The following is a 19,718-nucleotide window of genomic DNA, read 5'->3' as shown; positions in this document are numbered from 1 at the left end:
GCGTTCACAACGCGCCGTGAATCAGCGCTTGCGCACCACCACGCTGCCCACGGAGTAGCCAGCACCGAAGGAGCAGATCACGCCGTAGTCACCCGACTTCAGGTCGCCGTGGTACTCGTGGAAGGCGATCACCGAACCGGCAGAAGCCGTGTTGGCGTATTCGTTCAGGATCAGCGGGGCGATGTCAGCGCCCGCATCCGCACCCACCAGCTTCTTGATCACGAACTGGTTCATGCCCTGGTTGGCCTGGTGCAGCCAGTAGCGGCTGACCTGCGTGCTCTCCAGGCCCAGCGTCTTGAGGTGATCCTCGATGTGGGCCGCGGCGATGGGCACCACTTCCTTGAACACCTTGCGGCCTTCCTGGCGGAAGGTCTTGTCGCGGGCGTCCGGGTCGCTGTCCTCGCTGCGGTTCATGAAACCGAAGTTGTTGCGGATGTTGTTGGAGAACTGCGTGGCCAGCTTGGTGCCCAGCACTTCCCACTGGTCGTCCGACGTCGCGGTGTCCGCGCGTTCGATCACCACCGCCGTGCACACGTCACCGAAGATGAAGTGGCAGTCACGGTCACGCCATTCCTGGTGGGCGGATGTGATCTCGGGGTTGACCATCAACACGCAGCGGGCGGTGCCCGAGCGCACCGCGTTCACGGCCTGCTCGATGCCGAAGGTGGCCGACGAGCACGCCACGTTCATGTCGAAGCCGAAGCCGCCGGCACCCAGCGCCTGCTGGATCTCGATGGCCATGGCCGGGTAGGCGCGCTGCATGTTGGCCGACGAGCAGATCACGGCGTCCACATCAGAGGGCTGCTTGCCAGCAGCGGCCAGGGCCTTGCGGCCTGCATCGGCGGCGATTTCCGCCATCAGCGAGAGCTGGTCGTCCGGGCGTTCCTGCAGGCGCGGGTACATGCGCGAGGGATCGAGGATGCCTTCCTTCTCGAGCACATAGCGCTGCTTGATGCCCGAGGCCTTTTCGATGAACTCTTCGCTGGACGGTGCCAGGGCCTGCACCTCACCGGCGGCGATCTGCGCAGCGTGTTGCGCGTTGTACTGCTCGACGTAGGTGTTGAACGACGCCACGAGTTCGGCGTTGGTGATGGTGTGCTCTGGCCGGAACAGGCCGGTGCCGCTGATGACGACTGGGATCATGGCAATTCCTGGCTGGCGCTCACGCCCCGCAGGGTCTGGCCGAAGATCAGCGCAACGCCTGCCGGACATCCCGGACGCCTGCCGGTTTGATCGGTTGATGGGGAAGCAGCACGCACCCGCCAGGGCGGCAGGCGCGTCTGAATGCAGGGCGATATGTTAAATCCTCCGGCCGCGCTTCGCCTGAACCAACCCCTCAATGTCCGAAATCGTCAATTTGCGCTCTGAAAATAAAAAAAGGCCGACTGCGTCCTCAGCCGGCCTGGAAAGGCGCATCGCGCCGGGTAATTTTCTGATTCTGGTTATACCTCGTGAAGGGGCCGCCGTGGCGGCCCCCACTCCCTTTTCTTGGATTTCCCTCGTTTCGCTTTACTTCTTGATCTGGTTGCCGATCACGCCGCCCACAGCAGCGCCGCCGACGGTGCCTGCGGCACTGCCGCCGGTCAGCACGGCACCGGCCGCACCGCCGATGGCGGCGCCGGCAGCCGTGTTGCGGTCACGGGCAGACATGTTGGAACAGGCGGCCGTGCTGGCGATCAGCGCGACCACACCGGCGATCTTCAGAGCATGGATTGCGTTCATGGTGATCTCCTCGGGGGTAGTGGGATGAAACAAGACAACTTAGCGGCGGGTACCCACGGCCTCGATGTCCACACGGCGATCGGGTGCCAGGCACTCGATCAGGCCCTTGTTGCGCGGTCCTTCCTTGCCCTTGGCATCACATTGAGTGCCGGTGGTGGGCTGGCTCTCGCCGCGGCCTTCAGTGAAGATGCGCTCGGCCGGCACACCTTGTTCGATCAGGTAGGACTTGACCGAAGCAGCGCGCTTTTCAGACAGCGTCTTGTTGTAGGCCTCGGTGCCGATGCGGTCGGTGTGACCCACGGCCACCACGGCTTCCAGGTTCAGCGCCTTGAGCTGGTCGGCGTAGGTCTTGAGCTTGTCGCGGCCTTCGGCCGTCAGCTGCGACTTGTCGAACGCGAACAGCGTGTCGGTGGGGATGCTCACCTTTTCGGAGGTGGGCACCGGGGGCGGTGGCGGCGGCACGGGGGCCGGCGGCTGCACCACGGGCGCGGCCTTGGGCGTGCAGGTGCCCGCAGGCATCAAATCACCATCACAGGCGCAACCTGCGGGAAACTCGCTGCCGACGACCTTGGTCTGGGCGGCCAGTTCGACCGTCCAGTAGCCGGTACGCCAGCATTGCCCGAAGTTGTTGCGCGTGATCTCATCCTGGGAGTCCAGCACATAGGGCACCGGGCCGGAACCGGCGCGGTCCACCTTCAGCGGCTGGGCGGGCGGCGTGGCCTGCGCATGGACGGATGCGCTCACACACAGGGCCGCAGCGGCGGACAGCCAGGAAAGATGATGGGGCTTCATGCAAAGTCCTTTCTGTGGATCGCTTTGGTCGATCGCTTGTTGATATGGACTGGATTGTGAAAATAGCCGTACAGCCTGCATGTCGGCGCGCCCCGGCTCGTTTTGTAGGCATTCCCTGATGCCGCCGTCAGGCCCTTCCGATCCGGGGTTTTGGCGGCGTTTTTGGATTAAATTGCGGGTGTAGGCAGATGCCTACAAAGGGATCAGGAGGACCCCACAGTCTTCCCGTCGAAAGATGACCGACTGTCATCGTCCAACCCCTTAAGGTATCGTTACAGCGCAATCAATGAATGCGCGAACGACACCCCTTTGAGGAGAATCTGGTGCTGATTAATCTGGGCTTGTTTGACGATCACGACATCGTGCGAGCCGGCTTCCGCTACATCCTGAGCCAGCACAGCGACATCGAGATCAAGGCCGAGGGCAAGACCGGCCGAGAAGCGTTGTCTGCGGTGCGCGGGCAAGACCTGCATGTGGCCGTGATCGACCTGTCCATGCCGGATCTGTCGGGCATGGACGTGCTCAAGCAGGCCAAGGCCATCAAGCCGGAGCTGGCCATCCTGATCCTCAGCGCCTACTCCGAAGACCAGTATGGCCTCAACGTGCTCAAGGCTGGCGCCAGTGGCTTCCTGAGCAAGGAACTGGCAGCCGAACAGCTCGTGTCCGCCGTGCGCACCGTGGCCGCCGGCCGCCGCTATATCAGCCCCCGCCTCAGCGAAATGCTGGCACTGGGCCTGACGCAGGACATCGAGCAGCCACCCCACCTGCGCCTCTCCGAGCGTGAGTTCCAGATCTTCTCCAAGCTGGTGGTGGGTCGCAGCGTGACGGAGATCGCCGACGATCTGTGCCTGAGCTCCAAGACCGTGAGCACCTACCGCAGCCGGCTGCTGGAGAAAATGGGCTTCAAGACGAACGCCGACCTGACCCAGTACGCCGTCAAGAACAACCTGATCACCTGAGTCTGCTGTCATGAAGCCCGCGCTTCCCTTATCCGACACAAGCCAGGCACGGCGCTCCGCGCTGGTGGGTGGTCTGATGCCTTCGCTGCAGCAGGCCCTGGATCTGCACGCCGAGCATCTTGGCAGCCAGGCCCACACGGTCGATTACCCCGCTGCGGCCAAGACGTCCACCGCCGGCATGCAATCTGGCGCCAGCACCCAGGCTCGCCGGGTGGTCGGGCGGCCAGTTCAGGTTCAGATCGTCGAAGACCTGCCCCGCGTGCAGCAACTGCTGCGCCAGTTGGTCGAACAGCCAGGCCGGTTCGAGGTCACGGGCATCGACGATACCGAGCAGGAAGCCTTCCAGCGCAGCCAGGCCCAACCGCCTGATGCCCTGGTGGTCGATCTCAACCTGCGCCAGGGCTCGGGCCTGGGCCTGATCCATGCGGTGCGCAAGCTGTATGGCGCTTCGCCGGTCGGCCCCCTGGTCATTGTGGTGACCAACCACACCATGCCCGTCCTGGAAGCCGCCTGCCTGAAGGCCGGCGCAGATCACTTCCTGGACAAGAGCCGCGAACTGCCGCGCCTGTCGGCCTTGCTCAACCAGGCCTTCTTCCCTTGAGTCAAGGCTGACCTGCTGGGGCGGGCCAGATGGTGCCTGCCGCCAGCCCTCCCCTGGATCAAAAGGCGGTGGCCGCCTGACCTGACGTCGAGGGCATGTCAGCGCTCGGCGTGACGGGAGAAGCCACCGGAATCACCGCTTCGATGCACGTGCCCTGCCCGGGCGCGGTCTCTACCGTGAAGTGGCCCTGCAGCGCCCTCACCCGGTGCTGCATACCCGCCAGGCCATGCGTGAGGTGATCCGGCTGGAACTGGGCGATGCCGATGCCGTCGTCCTTCATGCGCAGCACATAGTCGCCCCCCCGCTGCTCAAGGCTCACCTCGAAGATGCGCGCCTGCGCGTACTTCACGGTGTTGTTCAAGGCCTCCTGCACCAGGCGGAACAGGTCGATGGCGATGTGGGGCGGTACCTGCAGGCTCTCGTCGGGGATCACCACGTCACAGGCGATGTCGGCGCGGTCACAGGCCTCCTGCACATGCCACTGGATGGCGGCCGCCAGACCCAGGTGGTCCAACAGCGAGGGGCGCAGGTTTTCGATCACGCGGCGCTTGAGGTTCACGGCTTCGTCCAGCGCGCCGGACAACTGCACCAGCCGCTCCTGCACCGGCTCCGGCGACATCGAGGCATTGCCCTGCAGCCAGGCCACATCCAGCTTGGCCGACGTCAGGATGGCACCGAACTCGTCGTGCAGATCACGCGCCAGGGAACTGCGCTCACGCTCCGCATTGCTCTGCAGGTAGGTGGACAGGGCCGACAGCTCCTCGGTGCGCTCAGCCACCGCGGTCTCAAGTTGCTCGGCATGCTCCTTCAGGCGCCGGCGGCTCTGCTCACGCTCATGGAAGTTGCGGACCATGATCGTGCCCAAAATGGCCAGGAAGGCCATGTTCAGGAACACCACCAGGCCCACTCCCCAGCGCTGCTGCTGGAATAGGCGGGTCAAGGTTTCGGAGCGGACCTTGAACTGCTGACCCAGTTCGTCGTCGAGCTTGCGGCTGGTCACCGCGATCTGTTCCATCAGGTTGAGCCCCACATCCGTGTGCAGGGTGGCCAGCGCCATGCCGGGCTGCCGGTCACGCGCCATGTGCAACGTGACATTGAGCTCATCGAGCTTCTGCTCGAGCAGTGCACCCAGCTGCACCGCGTCCTTGCGAAGCGGAGACTGATCCCCCAGGGTCGACAACAGGCTCGACTGCGCCGAGCGGGCCGAACTCACCGCCTTGTCATAAGGGGCCAGGTAGCGGTCTTCCTGGGTAATCAGGTAGCCGCGCTGGCTCGACTCGGCCGCCAGCACCTGTTCGCGTACCCGCAATACATAGGCCTGGGCCTGAACCGCGCGCCGGCCTTCGATGCGGTTGTCGGAAATGTCGGAATACGCGAGCTCCGAGACCGCAAAGACCAGCACAGACACCACCGCCGTGAGCACCAATGCCAGCAGCACGCGGGGCGGCACGGCCTCGTACCAGGCCACGGCGTGCTCCCCGGCAGGGGCGTTCGATGGAGAAGAAGACAAACAATGCTCCCTTGCAAGCGACAGAGACCTTCACCGGCCGAGACCGGCGCTGGAAGCTACTGCCCCGATTGTGCCCAACTTGCCGCGGCATGCAAAAAGGCCGACGGCAATGAATGCCATCGGCCAAAGGTGCCCCCGCAGGGGGAGACAAGGGCACCGAACAACCCTGTTGGGTAGTCTGGCGGTGCATCAGGCTCGTCGGAACAAGCCCAGCACCAGCGACACCACGAATCCAATCAGGAAGATGAAGAACAGTACCTTGGCGATCGAGGCGGCGCCGGCGGCAATGCCACCGAAACCGAAGACCGCGGCGATCAGGGCGATCACCAGGAAGACAGCGGCGTAGTGCAGCATGATGGGTCTCCTGTCATCCGGGGTTGAAGGGCTGGCCAGGTACCGCGGATCAGCGGCGGGCGGCCAGGGCGCCAATCACGATACCGACGGCGGCGCCGACACCGATGGCTTGCCAGGGGTTGGCGTGCACGTACTCGTCCGTGGCCTTGGCGGTCTTGCGGGCGCGGTCGCCCACATCGGTGCCGAAGGCGTTGAGGCGATCCTGGGCCTGGCCCAGGGCGTGACGCAGGCGGGCGGTCACGGCGCCAGCGTGGTCGGCGGCATCGTCACCGGCCGAGTTGAGCAGGGTGCGGGCCTCCACGAGGATCTTGTCGAGTTCCTTGGCGGCGATCTGAGGGGATTTGCTCATGGTGCTTCTCCTGTGCGTAGGTTGCGGGGTCCGGCGGGATCGGCGTTGAGGGCCGATCAGCTGTTGTTGGCCTTGAGCCGGATGTCGTTCTTGACGGCCTTCACGCCCTTGACGTTGCGGGCCAGGTTCACGGCCTTGGCAGCTTCGTCAGCGGTGTTGGCAAAGCCGCTGAGCTGCACGGTGCCCTTGAACGTTTCAACCGAGATGTTCAGCGCGCTCACGGTCTTGTCCTCGACGAACGCCGCCTTCACCTTGGTGGTGATGACGCTGTCGTCCACCGTTTCGCCGAAACTGGCTTGCTTGGAAGTGCTTGCACAGCCCGTCATCAGGACCATGGAACCACCTGCCAGGGCCGTCAGAGACACAAACAGCGGGGTAATCAAGAGGCTAGATCGCTTCATACTGAGCTCCAGTCGATGTCAAGATCGGGTTGTGCGCTTGTTGTCAGGCCCATTCCTGGCGTTTGTCTGCACAACCCCTTTGGGTGATTCCAATGTAAGAATGTTCAGGACTGGAGACTGTCAGCCCGGTTTGATGCCCAGGGACAGACCTTGCTGATCCCGGTGTCAGGCGATGCTGACAGCCGACAGTTCCCCAAATCAGGTTGAGTGCCGTGCATGGCCGGCATGCCATGCGACAACCCACGTCCGGGCGGACGTGCCATGCGATGCATAAAGACACGCAGTCGATCGCCCCGTCGCTGTCCAGGCGTCAACGCCTGGTGCTGACGCTGGCCGCATGCTGGACATTGGTGGTGCTGGGCAGCACCTGGCTGGTAGACAGGCAACGCATCGACCAGTACCTTGCCCAGGTCGTCAGCGATGCCGAACAGCGCGCCGGCATGGCCCACGATGGCGTCGAGAACAGCTTCCAGCAGACGGCCGCCCTGGGCCAGGTGCTGGCCGACCAGTCGGCGTTCCGCGACTTTCTGCGGGCCAATGCCCTGCCTGCACCGACACCCGCACAACAAGCGGAGCAGCCCGCGTCCCAAACGTCCCAAGCCCCGCAGGATGGCCTGCGTGAACGCCTGCTGTCCCGGCCGGATGTGCAGCGCATGAGCGAGTCCCTGGCCACCCTGGTCAAGGATTTCCGGCTGCGCCAGGCGTTCCTGATCGATCAGCATGGCCATGTGCTGGCCGACAGCGGCCACGCCAACAAGGAACGCACCACCATCGGCGCCAACTTCCATGAGCGCCAGTACCTGCTGGACGCCCTGGACAAGGGGCGGGGCTTCCAGTTCGTGATGGGCAGTGTCAGCCACCAAGCGGGGTTCAATTTCGCCACGCGCGTGGCCGATGGTGACACGCCACTGGGCGTGCTCGTTCTGAAACTGGATGCGAATGCGCTGGCAGGTGTCTTCGCGGACGCCACTGGCCGTGAAGTGATGCTGACCGACAGCAATGGCGTGGTTGTGGCCGGCAACGTGACCGAGCACCACCTGCATCAGGTCCCGATGCAGCCCTACCCGAATGGCCGTGAAGCCGAGTTCACCGCGCTGTACCGGCAGATCCCGCAACGGCTGGATTGGGCCATGGACACGGTGACCATCGACGAACGCCCCTGGCGGCTGCTGCACATCAATGGCCACAACGTGGCAGCCTTGTCGCAGCCGCTGGACCAGTATCCCTACATGGCCTGGGTGCTCACACCCCTGAGCCGCACGGGCTCACTCCACGGCTCCAGCATCGCGGGGGGCCTGGCCACGCTGCTGGCTGGCTACCTGCTGCTGTGGATGATGTGGCGCCGGCTGGAACGCGAAGGCATCGTCGAGCTGGCCCACCAGGATGCGCTGGAATCCACCGAAGGCCTGCCGCTCACCGTGTTCCGCTACCGGGTCGACCGCGATGGCCAGGGCCGCTTCTCCTACCTGGGGCCGGGCGTCAAGGAATCGCTGGGCATCACGCCCGAAGCGCTGCTGCAGGATCCGCAATGGCTGTGGTCGCGCGTGGCCACCGGGCAGACGCTGCCACCCACGCAGCCCGTTGAGCTTGTACTGCCAGGGCCTGGCCATCGCCGCTGGATCACCCTGGGCAGCACGGCCCGCCCCGCCGCCCGGGGTGAGCAGATCTACGAAGGCTACTGGATCGACCGCACACCGCTGCGTGCCACGGAACTGCGCTTTGAATCCCTGTTCGAGCACTCACCTTTGCCCGTGATGCTGTGCCACCGTGAGCAGGGCATCCTGCGCTGCAACGCGGCCATGCTGCGCGTGTTCGGCGCCAGCTCCTTCGAGCAACTGCGCGGACGCCTGCCCTGGAAACCCCCGCTGACCCCGCCGCAGCAAAGCGCCAACAAGCACAGCGAGAACGAGGCCCAGGCCATCTTCGACAAGGTGCACGACCAAGGCCCTCAGCCCTTCCTCACCGAATGGCACCACACCCGGCTGGACGGCTCACGCTTCCAGGTGTCGGCGGTGGTCGTGTCGCTGGACCACGAGATGCCCGGCCTGGTCATGGGCATCTACCAGGACATCACTGCACAGCGCCAGACCGAGGAGGCCTTGCGCAAGGCGCAGGAAGCCGCGCAATCGACCGACCGGGCCAAGACCGCCTTCCTGGCCAACATGAGCCACGAGATCCGCACCCCCATGAACACCATCATGGGCATGACCCACCTGGCCCTGGAAGACACCCAGCCCGAGAAGCACCGCAGCTACGTGGCCAAGGCGCACCAGGCCGCCAAGAGCATGCTGCAGATCATCAACGACATCATGGACCTGTCCCGCATCGAGGCGGGACAGCTGGAGCTGGAGTGCATCGAGTTCCCGGTGCAGGGCCTGATCGACCAGCTCAGCAATGTGCTGGGGCTGCAGGCGGAGCAAAAAGGCATCGAGCTGCTGTTCACCGCCCCCATGGACCTGCCCACCCACCTGCTGGGTGACCCGACAAGGGTGCGGCAGATCCTGCTGCACCTGGGCGCCAACGCCATCAAGCACACCACGCAGGGCAGTGTCACGCTGGGCCTGGAGGTGCGCAACCGCCACGGCTACGAGGTGGAGCTTCATGGCTGGGTGCGCGACACCGGTGAAGGCATGACGGCTGAGCAGCAGGCCCGGCTGATGCAATCGTTCGACCCGGCGCTGGACGAGCCCCCCTCCCCCGTGGGCGGCGCCGGCCTGGGCCTGACCATCTGCCACGAGCTGCTCGAACGCATGGCCGGGCGCCTGTGGGTGGAAGGCGCGCTCGGCCAGGGCTGCACCTTCCATTTCACGTTCAAGATCAGCCTGCCCTCGGGGCCGGCCCACACGATCCAGGTGCAGGACAACTGGGAAGGCAAGCGCGTGCTGCTGGCCGACGACAACCCCGATGCCCGCGAGGTGCTTGGCAAGATGCTGGCCGGCATGGGGCTGCTGGTGGACACGGCCACCAACGGCACCGAAGCCCTGGCCCTGCTGGCCCGCAGCAGCCGCCCCTACGACTGGATCATGCTGGACTGGAAGATGCCGGGCCTGGACGGCATCCAGTGCGCGCAGGAAGCGCAGTCGCAGTTGCAGCAGCGCTTTCCGGGCACCCAGCCCTGCATCCTGCTGGTCACCGCCTTCAACCGCGACGACGCGCTGGATGCCTCAAAGCAGGTGCCGCTCGCCGGGGTTCTGACCAAGCCCATCACCCCGACCTCGTTGGCCGACTGCCTGCGCAAGACCGTGACCGTGCGCTCTCTGGCGCGCCCGGCAGAAGCCGCCCCCGAGCCGGCGCCCACCAGCTCACCGCAGCACAGCAAGCCCCTGGCCGACACCCACATCCTGCTGGTGGAGGACCAGCCCCTCAACCAGGAAATCGCCCGCGAACTGCTGCAACTGGCCGGCGCCACCGTGGTGTGCGCCGAGAACGGAGCCCTGGCCCTCACGGCCCTCGCGCGCAACAAGCCTTTCGACTGCGTGCTGATGGACTGCCAGATGCCCGTGATGGACGGCTACACCGCCACCCGCAAGATCCGCCAGCAGCCGCAATGGCAGCACCTGCCCATCATCGCGATGACCGCCAGTGCGCTGGACAGCGACCGCGAGCATGCCCTGAGCAGCGGCATGAACGACCACATCACCAAGCCGTTGGACATCGATCAGATGTACCAGGCCATCGGCAAATGGGTGGCTGCTGCCCGTGCCCTCACCCGGGAGGACAGCCTCAAAAGGGTGTCGGGCAGGACACACTGAGCACCGCCCCGGTGTCCGGGTGCGGCAGGCTGATGTGGCAGGCATGCAGCATCAGGCGGCCTGCCACGGCCCGATCGCCGGCCGGGCCATAGAGGTCATCGCCCACGATGGGGTGGCCCAGAGCCATCAGGTGCACCCGCAACTGGTGCGAGCGCCCGGTCACCGGCTCCAGCGAGACACGGGTGGTGTGTGCCAAGCGCTCCATCACCCTGAACCGTGTCAGCGATGGCTTGCCCTGCACCGCATCGACCTTCTGCCGGGGCCGCCTGGGCCAGTCCGTGATCAGCGGCAGATCGATCTCTCCGTCGTCGGCCCGCAACACACCGTGCACCAGGGCCTCGTAGCGCTTGTCCACCTGGCGGCCCATGAACAGCTGGCTGAGACTGCGCTGGGCATCCGGCCCACGCCCCATCAGCACGATGCCCGAGGTGTCCATGTCCAGCCGGTGCACCACCAGTGCTTCAGGGTGGCGCAGCTGAACCCGGCTGATCAGGCAATCGGCCATGCGCTCGCCCCGCCCCGGCACGCTGAGCAGGCCCGACGGCTTGTCCACCGCCAGCAGATGCGCATCCGCGTACAGCAGGCTCAGGCCGAGATCAGGCGGCGGGTGGTACTCGGCCAGCTGGTGAGCGGGCGGTTCGGCGGCATTCATTGGTTCTAGGCTGGGGTCTTCCAAAGGGGTGCTTGTCGAGTGGCCTGCAAGGGTAGAAGATTAAGCCCTGCCGGGCGCGGTGTCCGGCGCTGATCTCTTGATCGCACCGTCCCCATCCCATGGAGTGAACCCGATGGCCTCAGCCACCAAAGCGTCCCCGAGCCCGAAGAAGACCGCAGCCAAGGCACCCGCCAAGAAATCGTCCGCCAAACCATCCGCCAAGCCCTCCGCAAAAGCGGACAAGCCCGCCAAGGCCCCAGGCCATGCCTTCGCCGGCACGCTCAAATCCTTCAAGACCGGTTCAGGCGGATCGCTCAAGTACTACTCGCTGCCCGAACTGGCCAAGACCTACCCCAGCATCAACCGCCTGCCGGTGTCCATCCGCATCGTGCTGGAGTCGGTGCTGCGCAACTGCGATGGGCAGAAGGTGACCCCCGAGCACGTGGCCCAACTGGCCAATTGGCAGCCCAAGGCCGTTCGCACCGAAGAGATCCCCTTCGTGGTGGCCCGCGTGGTGTTGCAGGACTTCACCGGCGTGCCGCTGCTGGCCGACCTGGCCGCCATGCGCAACGTGGCCGACACCCTGGGCAAGAATCCCAAGACCATCGAGCCCCTGGTGCCCGTGGACTTGGTGGTGGACCACTCGGTGATGATCGACCACTACGGCACCAACAAGTCGCTCGACCTGAACATGAAGCTGGAGTTCCAGCGCAACAACGAGCGCTACCAGTTCATGAAGTGGGGCATGCAGGCCTTCGACACCTTCGGCGTGGTGCCCCCGGGCTTCGGCATCGTGCACCAGGTGAACCTGGAGTACCTGGCGCGCGGCGTGCACCAGACCAAGGCCGGCGTGGCCTACCCGGACACCCTGGTGGGCACCGACAGCCACACCACGATGATCAACGGCATCGGCGTGGTGGGCTGGGGCGTGGGCGGCATCGAGGCCGAGGCCGGCATGCTGGGCCAGCCGGTGTACTTCCTGACGCCCGACGTGGTGGGCTTCGAGCTCACGGGCCGCCTGCGCGAGGGCGTGACCGCCACCGACCTGGTGCTGACCGTCACCGAGATCCTGCGCCAGCACAAGGTGGTGGGCAAGTTCGTGGAGTTCTTCGGCGAAGGCACGGCCAGCCTGGCCCTGCCCGACCGCGCCACCATTGGCAACATGGCACCCGAGTACGGCGCCACCATGGGCTTCTTCCCGGTCGACGAGAAGACCATCGACTACTTCAAGGGCACCGGCCGCACCAAGGCCGAGATCGCCGCCTTCGAGGGCTACTTCAAGGCCCAGAAGCTGTTCGGCGTGCCCAAGACGGGTGAGATCGACTACAGCCAGGTCGTCAAGCTGGACCTGGGCACCGTGACACCCAGCCTGTCAGGCCCCAAGCGCCCGCAGGACCGCATCGAGATCGGCAACGTCAAGAACCAGTTCATCAGCCTGTACAGCAAGCCCGCGGCCGAGAACGGCTTCAACCAGCCGGCCGAGAAGCTGACACAACGCTTCTCACTGTTCGGTTGCGATGCCCCGCCCGATACACCGCCGACACCGGCCGGCGCCCCGCGCCAACTGGCCGAGATGGAAGGCAACAAACCCACGCTGGAAGCCGCCCACTCCGCCGCCACGCCGCCCACGGTGTCGGCCACGGCTGCAGCGGGTGTCACCATCGGCAATGGCGATGTGCTGATCGCAGCGATCACGTCGTGCACCAACACCTCCAACCCCGGCGTGCTGCTGGCCGCCGGCCTGCTGGCCAAGAAGGCGGTGGAAGCGGGCCTGAGCGTGCAGCCGCACATCAAGACCTCGCTGGCGCCCGGCTCTCGCATCGTCACCGAGTACCTGGAGAAAGCCGGTCTGCTGCCCTACCTTGAGAAGCTGGGCTTCAACGTGGCGGCCTACGGCTGCACCACCTGCATCGGCAATGCCGGTGACCTGACGCCCGAGATCAACGACGTGATCACCCGGCAAGACCTGGTCTGCGCCGCCGTGCTGTCGGGCAACCGCAACTTCGAGGCGCGCATCCACCCGAACATCAAGGCCAACTTCTTGGCCTCGCCGCCGCTGGTGGTGGCCTACGCCATCGCGGGCAACGTGACGCGTGACCTGATGACCGAGCCGGTGGGCTACTCGACCAAGGGCCCCAAAAAGGGCAAGGCCGTGTACCTGGGCGACATCTGGCCGACCTCGGACGAGATCTACAAGCTGATGAAGTACGCCATGGACGCCAAGGTGTTCAAGGAGAACTACGACAAGGTCGCCAAGAAGCCGGGCAAGCTGTGGGAACAGATCAAGGGCGTGAAGGGCCAGGTCTACGACTGGCCCAAGAGCACCTACATCGCGCGCCCGCCTTTCTTCGAGGGCTTCGAGATCAAGCCCAAGGCCTCGGCGCTGGGCGTGCGCAATGCCAAGATCATGGCGCTGTTCGGCGATTCGATCACCACCGACCACATCTCGCCCGCCGGCTCGATCAAGGAAACCTCGCCCGCCGGCAAGTACCTCCTGGAGCACGGCGTGCTCAAGGCCGACTTCAACTCCTACGGCTCGCGGCGCGGCAACCACGAGGTGATGATGCGCGGCACCTTCGCCAACGTGCGCATCAAGAACCTGATGATCCCGCCGCGCGAGGATGGCTCGCGCGAGGAAGGCGGCCTGACGCTGTTCCAGCTCGATGGCGAGCACAAGGGCGAGAAGCAGTTCATCTACGACGCCGCGATGAAGTACATCGACGCGGGCGTGCCCACGGTGATCTTCGGCGGCGAGGAGTACGGCACCGGCTCCAGCCGCGACTGGGCGGCCAAGGGCACGCAGCTGCTGGGCATCAAGGCCGTGGTGGCGCGCAGCTTCGAGCGCATCCACCGCTCCAACCTGGTGGGCATGGGCGTGCTGCCACTGCAGTTCAAGGGTGACGACAGCTGGCAGTCGCTGCACCTCACGGGCAGCGAAGTGATCAGCATCGAGCTGGGCAACGCCATCGTGCCGCAGGCCGATGCCAAACTGATCATCCAGCGCGCCTCGGGCGAGGTGGACACGGTGATCGTGAAGCTGCGCATCGACACGCCGATCGAAGTGGACTACTACCAGCACGGCGGCATCCTGCCCTTCGTGCTGCGGCAGTTGCTGGCGGCCTGAATCCGTTCAGGCCGGGCGCTTTGGCCCCCGGGCCATTGCACAATGAAGCCCCGCCCCGGCGGGGCTTTTGCATGGTGCCTGCAAAAGCCGGCCTGTCCGAAAGGCACCGACACCACTGCATGCCATGCCAGATTCAGCCAACGCCCAAGACCAAGGCGATCCGATTTCCCAAGCTCACACGTCGGTATCCTCCCCGGCGCACCGACGCACCTGGCTGAAGGTGCTGGCCGGGGTGGTGCTGCTGGCCCTGCTGTGGACAGGCGTGCTGGGCTGGTGGCTGCCCGGCTGGGTACGACCCAAGGTGGAGGCCGCCGCCACGGAGGCCCTGGGCACGCCGGTGCGCATCGGCCAATTGGCCGTGCAACCCTGGACATTGAACGTGACAGCCGATGACATCGCCGTCGGCACCCAGGGCAGCGAGATCCTGAAGCTGCAGCAGGCCCAGGCTCAACTGTCGCTGGGCTCGGTGTGGCGCTTCGCGCCCGTGCTGCGCCGCGTCACCCTCACCAAGCCCGAGGTGTGGGTGGAGCGCCAGCAGGCCGAGCGCTTCAACTTCACGCCCATCCTGGAGCACCTGGCCAAACAGGCCAAGCCTGAACCGGCTGATGCAGAGCCCGCGCGCTTCGCCATCTACAACATCCGCCTGACGGACGGCCTGGTGCGCTACGGCGACAAGGTGCTGGACCAGACCCACCGCATCGAAGCCATCAACATCGGCGTGCCCTTCATCTCCAGCCTGCCGGCCGATGAAGACGTGGACGTGCACCCCCTGCTCGAAGCGCGCGTGGACGGCAGCCCCCTGCGCGTGGACGGCCGCACCCTGCCCTTCAAGGAAGGCCTGCACTCCGAGATCGACGTGCAGTGGCGCGACGTGGACCTGCCCAAGTGGGCCGCCGCCGTGCGCCCGCTGCTGCCACCCGAAGCCCAGGCCGATGTGGCCTCGGGCCGACTGGCCGCCTCGCTCAAGATCGTGTTCGAGGAGCGCAAGGCCCCGGCCATGCCGCGCGTGGCCATCACCGGCGGCGTGGACGTGAACGACCTGCAACTGACCGTGCCCGCCGTGGGCGTTCAGACCAAGTGGACGGCACTGAAGGTGGCCGGCATCGACAGCCTGCCGCTGGAGCGCCAGGCCCGCCTGGGCAGCATCACGCTGGACGGCCTGCACGTGGGCGTGCAGCCGGCCCCGGCTGCGCGCACTGGCAAGGCGGCCCCCACGGTTGCCAAGGCTGAAGCGCAGACCAACCCGCCCAAGGCAGGCCAGGCCGCCACACCAGCCTCCGCCGCATCCGGCGCCACCACAGCCAAAGGCCCCGCCGCGCCCACGGCCTGGCGCTGGCAGCTCGACCACCTCCAGGTCAACGCCCGGGCCATCGACATCCAGCCGCCCGGCGCCGAGCCCTTGCCCACGCTGGGCCCGGTCCACCTCGCGCTCAATGGCCTGAACTCCCGCGCCGATGCCGCCCAGGCCAAGCTGCACCTGGACGCCGCCGATCCGCACGGCATGGCCCTGGCCATCGACGGCGGCGTGCAGGCCCAGCCGCCCCGCGCCACGCTGGACCTCAAGCTCGACGGTCTGCAGCCCGCGCCCTGGCTCAAGGCCCTGGGCAAGCTGGTGCCCCTGCCCGTGCAGCTCACGCAGGGAGAGCTGTCTGCCAAAACCCGGCTGGAAGCCGACACCCAGGCCGTCGTGCTGAGCCAGGGCCAGTTGGGCCTGAAAGGCCTGAAGGTGCAGGCAGCCAATGCACCCAAGGGCATCAAGGACGGCATCTCGCTGACCTCGCTGGATGCCCAGGGCCTGCAAGCCCGCCTGCGCCTGCCGACCGCAGACCAAACGGCCGGGCTCGAATCCCTGGCCCTGGCCAGCGTGACCCTGGACAAGCTCGACGCCAAGGCCACCCGCGACGCCCGGGGCTACTGGTTGCTGCTGCCCCCGGGCCAGGACACCACCGCCACGGCCAAACCCGCAGCCAACAGCCCCCCCACCGCCCTGCCCCAGGTGGCCGTGGCCGAACTGCGCTGCACCCAGTGCGCCATCGCCGTGACCGACCAGGGCGTGCAGCCGCCATCCCAGGTCACGCTCAGCCAGACCGACCTCACCGTGCGCCAGGCCTCCACCGACCTGGGCAAGTTCATGACCTTCGCGCTGAACACCCGCGCGCAGGGCAAGGGCCAGATCCGCCTGAGCGGCGAGGTGCGCCCGCAACCCCTGTCGCTGCGCGGCAAGCTGGGCATCACGCAGCTGGACCTGCGCGCCGTGCAGCCCTACATCGAACCCCACGTCAACATCGCGCTGGCTGGCGCCTACGCCAATGTGGACGGCAGCTTCAACGTCAACCTGCCGCTGGACAACGATGTGAACAAGCTGGACGCGCGCTACCAGGGCCAGGCCAGCCTGGGCGATGTGCGCGTGCAGGACAGCGTCAACGACGCGGACTTCCTGCGCTGGAAGCTGCTGTCCGCCAAGGGCCTGGACATCGGCTGGAAGAACCAGGCGCTCAACGCCGACCTGGGCCGCATCGCCCTGCAGGATTTCTACGGCCGCATCATCATCAACCCCAACGGCCGCCTGAACCTGGCCGACATCGCCGACCGCAGCGCCGGCCAGGAGGCCAAGTCCCTGACCACGCCGCAGGACACCTCCGGCGCCACGCCCAAGACCGTCGAGCCGCTGAGCGGCACCACGACGGCCCCCATCGCACCCAAGGCGGAGTCAACGGCATCCGCACCCGCGCCAGCATCGTCCGCATCCGCCCCCGCCGGCCCGCCACCCAACCTGCGCTGGCAGCGCATCACCCTGAACCAGGGCCGTGTCGACTTCACCGACAACTTCGTCAAGCCCAACTACTCGGCGCGTCTGACCAAGGTCGAGGGCGACATCTCCGCCGTGGCCTCCAGCAAGCCCGAGCCCGCGCAGGTCAAGATCTCCGGCGCGGTGGACGACGGCGCCCCGCTGGAGATCACCGGCCAGTTGCACCCGCTGGGCCCGCGCCTGTACACCGACATCCAGGGCAGCGCCAAGGGCATCGAACTCACGCGCCTGAGCCCCTACGCGGGCCGCTACGCCGGCTACGCCATCGAGAAGGGCACGCTGTCGCTGACCGTGCACTACAAAGTGGACAACGGCAAGCTGGAGGCGCAGAACCAGATCTTCCTGGACCAGCTCACCTTCGGCGACAAGGTCGACAGCCCCGATGCCACCAAGCTGCCCGTGCAGTTGGCCATCTCGCTGCTCAAGAACAGCCGTGGCGAGATCGACATCAGCCTGCCCGTGTCCGGCTCGCTGGACGACCCGCAGTTCTCGGTGGGCGGCATCATCTGGAAGGTGATCGTCAACCTGCTGACCAAGGCCATCACCGCACCCTTCTCGCTGCTGATGGGCGGCGATTCGAACGAGCTGGGCACCGTGGCCTTCGAGCCCGGCAGCGCCGAGCTGGGCGACAAGGCCCGCGAAGGCCTGGACACCCTGGCGACCAAGCTCAAGGACAAGCCCTCGCTCAAGCTCGAAGCCACAGGCCGCGCCGACCCCGCCGTGGACGCCGACGGCCTGCGCGATCGCTACGTGCGCAGCCTGATGCGCGCCGCCAAGGCCAAGGCCACCAGCCAGCCCCTGCCCGAGGTGCGCATCGGCGATGAGGAGCGCACGCAGTGGCTCACCGCCGCCTACAAGGCCGCCGACATCAAGAAGCCGCGCAACCTGGTCGGCCTGGCCAAGACCCTGCCGCCCGACGAGATGGAAGCCCTGCTCAAGGCCAGCGCCCCGGCCGACGACACCGCGCTCAAGGTGCTGGCCGACCGGCGCGGCGACCGCGTCAAGGCCTACCTGGCCGACAAGCTGCCCCCCGAGCGCGTGCTGCTGACCGCCTCCAAGCTGGGCCGCAACGGCCTGCCCGAGGATGACAAGGCCTCCGGCGCGCGCGTGCAGTTCGCCATCCACTGAAAAACCACCGTGGCAGAGCCGTTCAAGAACCTGATCAATGCCGATGTGGTGCGCCAGGCCGGCCAGCACCTGGGCCAGGCCCTGCAGGCCACGCTGCCCGATGACTTCCACCACGCCGCCGATGTGCTGGAAGCCAGCTTCAAATCGGTGACACACGTGGAAGACCCGGACAAGGAACTGGGCCTGCTGCGCACTGACGACACCGGCCTGGCCGACTGGCTGGAGCGCCACGCCAGCCGCACCTTGATCAAGCAGGGCCATGGCCGCACGCTCACGCTGTGGGGCCTGGGCACCGCGTTCGACGGAAATGTCCGCTGGCAGGTCTCGCCCAAGCGCATCGCCATCGGTGAGTCGGTCGCCTTGAACCTGGCACTCGCCTCGACCAGCGCCAGCACGCAGGCGCTGGAGATCGACTACACCGTGCACCACGCCCGAGCCCAGGGCGGCGCATCAGCCAAGACCTTCAAGGGCTGGCGTATGAGCCTGGCACCCGGTGAGACGCTGTCACTGGCCAAATTGCATTCGATGCGGCCGGTGACCACCCGCCGCTACCACCCGGGCGAGCACCAGATCGACCTGCGCATCAACGGGCAGATCGTGGCGCAGGCCGGCTTCAAGCTGACAGCCTGAGGCCGGACCGATCAGCCCAAGGCCTTGGCCGCGTCGGCCTCGTTGAAGCCCACCAGCAGCACCTTGCCGCCCCGCTCGATCACCGGGCGCTTGATCACGCTGGCCTGTTCCAGCATCAGGGCCTTGGCACTGGCGGCATCCACCACACCGGCCTTGACTGCATCGTCCAGCTTGCGCCAGGTCGTGCCCTGGCGGTTCACCAGCTTCTCCCAGCCCACTTGCCTGATCCAGTCGTCCAGCCGCTCGGCCGGCACGCCCTGCTTCTTGTAGTCGTGGAAGGTGACGTCGGCCCCCTGCCCCGCCAGCCAGGCGCGGGCCTTCTTGACGGTGTCGCAGTTAGGGATGCCGTAGAGGATCAGGTCGGAAGCGGTCATGGGGATACAGGCACAAGCAGGTGTACAGAAGCCGGCGTACAAAGACAATCGACAATCGGCGCGGCCGATGGTAACCGGCGGCGCCGCCTTGCGCAGTGGCCCGGGCTCTTGGCCCCGGCCACCACCGAGCCTACACAGATCAGACCGGCGAGCCATCCCCCGATGAGATGGGCATCAGGCGATCACCCTCGCTGTCCTCGAACAGGCGCGAGCGCGTCAGGAAGCGCAGCCCGTGCGGCCCTTCCAGCGAGAACATGCCGCCCCGCCCGCTCACCACATCGATGATCAGTTGCGTGTGCTGCCAGTACTCGAACTGCGGCTTGCTGATGTAGAACGGCTCGCCGCCGATGGCCCCCAGCCGCACGTCCGACGCGCCCACGATCATGTCGCCGCGCGCGAAGCACATCGGGGCGCTGCCATCGCAGCAGCCCCCCGACTGGTGGAACATCAGCGGGCCATGCTGCTCGCGCAGGCGCTGGATCAGGGCCAGGGCGGCCGGCGTGGCCACCACCCGCTCTACCCGCTCGACCCGAGGCATCACCTGAGGCACGACGTTCATGG

General features: G+C 66.4%; 16 protein-coding genes. 6 read left to right on the top strand and 10 right to left on the bottom strand.

Going from position 1 to position 19,718, the window contains the following annotated elements:
• Window positions 1-21: 21 nt before the first annotated feature.
• From WAQ08_RS17995 to WAQ08_RS17985, 3 genes are all read right to left on the bottom strand, one after another.
• Window positions 22-1,143, bottom strand: a complete 1,122-nt coding sequence (locus tag WAQ08_RS17995) for a beta-ketoacyl-ACP synthase III (RefSeq protein WP_422193488.1) — start codon at window positions 1,141-1,143, stop codon at window positions 22-24.
• A gap of 366 nt (window positions 1,144-1,509) precedes the next feature.
• A complete protein-coding gene (locus WAQ08_RS17990) occupies window positions 1,510-1,722 on the bottom strand; it encodes a glycine zipper 2TM domain-containing protein (protein ID WP_422193487.1) in 213 nt (70 codons plus the stop codon).
• 39 nt (window positions 1,723-1,761) lie between these two features.
• A complete protein-coding gene (locus WAQ08_RS17985) occupies window positions 1,762-2,514 on the bottom strand; it encodes an OmpA family protein (protein ID WP_422193485.1) in 753 nt (250 codons plus the stop codon).
• A 326-nt stretch (window positions 2,515-2,840) separates the two neighbouring features.
• Between WAQ08_RS17985 and WAQ08_RS17980 the strand changes: the two genes are divergently transcribed.
• Window positions 2,841-3,473: a response regulator gene (locus WAQ08_RS17980; protein ID WP_422193550.1), complete on the top strand. Its 633-nt coding sequence runs from the start codon at window positions 2,841-2,843 to the stop codon at window positions 3,471-3,473.
• Window positions 3,474-3,483: 10 nt separating this feature from the next.
• Window positions 3,484-4,074 (top strand): response regulator, encoded by a 591-nt coding sequence (locus WAQ08_RS17975; protein WP_422193483.1) that lies wholly within the window; start codon window positions 3,484-3,486, stop codon window positions 4,072-4,074.
• A 58-nt stretch (window positions 4,075-4,132) separates the two neighbouring features.
• Here the strand turns inward: WAQ08_RS17975 and WAQ08_RS17970 are convergent, their stop codons facing one another.
• The 4 genes from WAQ08_RS17970 to WAQ08_RS17955 form a co-directional block, all read right to left on the bottom strand.
• The gene (locus WAQ08_RS17970) at window positions 4,133-5,584 is read right to left on the bottom strand and encodes a CHASE3 domain-containing protein (RefSeq protein ID WP_422193482.1); all 1,452 of its coding nucleotides are present in this window, start codon (window positions 5,582-5,584) and stop codon (window positions 4,133-4,135) included.
• A gap of 189 nt (window positions 5,585-5,773) precedes the next feature.
• The gene (locus WAQ08_RS17965) at window positions 5,774-5,938 is read right to left on the bottom strand and encodes a DUF1328 domain-containing protein (RefSeq protein WP_125245009.1); all 165 of its coding nucleotides are present in this window, start codon (window positions 5,936-5,938) and stop codon (window positions 5,774-5,776) included.
• Between the two features lie 49 nt (window positions 5,939-5,987).
• Complete coding sequence (locus tag WAQ08_RS17960) at window positions 5,988-6,287, bottom strand: DUF883 family protein (RefSeq protein WP_422193480.1); 300 nt, start codon at window positions 6,285-6,287, stop codon at window positions 5,988-5,990.
• A gap of 56 nt (window positions 6,288-6,343) precedes the next feature.
• Entirely contained in the window at window positions 6,344-6,622 is a 279-nt protein-coding gene (locus WAQ08_RS17955; RefSeq protein WP_422193478.1) for a BON domain-containing protein, read from the bottom strand.
• A gap of 332 nt (window positions 6,623-6,954) precedes the next feature.
• On the opposite strand from WAQ08_RS17955, the gene WAQ08_RS17950 reads away from it, so the two are divergent.
• Window positions 6,955-10,440 carry a response regulator gene (locus WAQ08_RS17950; RefSeq protein WP_422193477.1) on the top strand — a complete coding sequence of 1,162 codons (3,486 nt, stop codon included), beginning with the start codon at window positions 6,955-6,957 and terminating at the stop codon, window positions 10,438-10,440.
• On the opposite strand, the gene WAQ08_RS17945 is transcribed toward WAQ08_RS17950, so the two are convergent.
• On the bottom strand, window positions 10,412-11,092 hold the full coding sequence (locus tag WAQ08_RS17945; RefSeq protein WP_422193476.1) for an RluA family pseudouridine synthase: 681 nt from the start codon (window positions 11,090-11,092) through the stop codon (window positions 10,412-10,414). The two genes, WAQ08_RS17950 and WAQ08_RS17945, sit on opposite strands and share 29 nt — an antisense overlap.
• Before the next feature lie 133 nt (window positions 11,093-11,225).
• On the opposite strand from WAQ08_RS17945, the gene WAQ08_RS17940 reads away from it, so the two are divergent.
• From WAQ08_RS17940 to WAQ08_RS17930, 3 genes are all read left to right on the top strand, one after another.
• Window positions 11,226-14,216 carry an aconitate hydratase gene (locus tag WAQ08_RS17940; RefSeq protein ID WP_422193474.1) on the top strand — a complete coding sequence of 997 codons (2,991 nt, stop codon included), beginning with the start codon at window positions 11,226-11,228 and terminating at the stop codon, window positions 14,214-14,216.
• A gap of 124 nt (window positions 14,217-14,340) precedes the next feature.
• Entirely contained in the window at window positions 14,341-18,153 is a 3,813-nt protein-coding gene (locus WAQ08_RS17935) for a DUF748 domain-containing protein (protein WP_422193472.1), read from the top strand.
• Window positions 18,154-18,162: 9 nt separating this feature from the next.
• Entirely contained in the window at window positions 18,163-18,783 is a 621-nt protein-coding gene (locus WAQ08_RS17930) for a hypothetical protein (RefSeq protein ID WP_422193471.1), read from the top strand.
• Window positions 18,784-18,794: 11 nt separating this feature from the next.
• Here WAQ08_RS17930 and WAQ08_RS17925 read toward each other — a convergent pair whose 3' ends face one another.
• Together WAQ08_RS17925 and WAQ08_RS17920 are read right to left on the bottom strand one after the other, a co-directional pair.
• The gene (locus WAQ08_RS17925; RefSeq protein WP_422193469.1) at window positions 18,795-19,157 is read right to left on the bottom strand and encodes an ArsC family reductase; all 363 of its coding nucleotides are present in this window, start codon (window positions 19,155-19,157) and stop codon (window positions 18,795-18,797) included.
• 139 nt (window positions 19,158-19,296) lie between these two features.
• A complete protein-coding gene (locus tag WAQ08_RS17920) occupies window positions 19,297-19,716 on the bottom strand; it encodes a DUF779 domain-containing protein (RefSeq protein ID WP_422193467.1) in 420 nt (139 codons plus the stop codon).
• Between the last annotated feature and the right edge of the window lie 2 nt (window positions 19,717-19,718).

It is taken from the genome of Aquabacterium sp. (genome assembly GCF_049274795.1).
Taxonomy (GTDB): domain Bacteria; phylum Pseudomonadota; class Gammaproteobacteria; order Burkholderiales; family Burkholderiaceae_C; genus Aquabacterium.
Note: the sequence above shows the minus strand (reverse complement) of the source record. Positions and strands in the feature narration are given on the sequence as shown.

Excerpts from the sequence above, each read along its gene's own strand:
- WAQ08_RS17995 (WP_422193488.1), bottom strand. The coding sequence starts at position 1,143 with ATGATCCCAGTCGTCATCAGCGGCACCGGCCTGTTCCGGCCAGAGCAC.
- WAQ08_RS17990 (WP_422193487.1), bottom strand. The coding sequence starts at position 1,722 with ATGAACGCAATCCATGCTCTGAAGATCGCCGGTGTGGTCGCGCTGATC.
- WAQ08_RS17985 (WP_422193485.1), bottom strand. The coding sequence starts at position 2,514 with ATGAAGCCCCATCATCTTTCCTGGCTGTCCGCCGCTGCGGCCCTGTGT.
- WAQ08_RS17975 (WP_422193483.1), top strand. The coding sequence starts at position 3,484 with ATGAAGCCCGCGCTTCCCTTATCCGACACAAGCCAGGCACGGCGCTCC.
- WAQ08_RS17965 (WP_125245009.1), bottom strand. The coding sequence starts at position 5,938 with ATGCTGCACTACGCCGCTGTCTTCCTGGTGATCGCCCTGATCGCCGCG.
- WAQ08_RS17960 (WP_422193480.1), bottom strand. The coding sequence starts at position 6,287 with ATGAGCAAATCCCCTCAGATCGCCGCCAAGGAACTCGACAAGATCCTC.
- WAQ08_RS17955 (WP_422193478.1), bottom strand. The coding sequence starts at position 6,622 with ATGGTCCTGATGACGGGCTGTGCAAGCACTTCCAAGCAAGCCAGTTTC.
- WAQ08_RS17950 (WP_422193477.1), top strand. The coding sequence starts at position 6,955 with ATGCATAAAGACACGCAGTCGATCGCCCCGTCGCTGTCCAGGCGTCAA.
- WAQ08_RS17945 (WP_422193476.1), bottom strand. The coding sequence starts at position 11,092 with ATGAATGCCGCCGAACCGCCCGCTCACCAGCTGGCCGAGTACCACCCG.
- WAQ08_RS17940 (WP_422193474.1), top strand. The coding sequence starts at position 11,226 with ATGGCCTCAGCCACCAAAGCGTCCCCGAGCCCGAAGAAGACCGCAGCC.
- WAQ08_RS17935 (WP_422193472.1), top strand. The coding sequence starts at position 14,341 with ATGCCAGATTCAGCCAACGCCCAAGACCAAGGCGATCCGATTTCCCAA.
- WAQ08_RS17925 (WP_422193469.1), bottom strand. The coding sequence starts at position 19,157 with ATGACCGCTTCCGACCTGATCCTCTACGGCATCCCTAACTGCGACACC.
- WAQ08_RS17920 (WP_422193467.1), bottom strand. The coding sequence starts at position 19,716 with ATGAACGTCGTGCCTCAGGTGATGCCTCGGGTCGAGCGGGTAGAGCGG.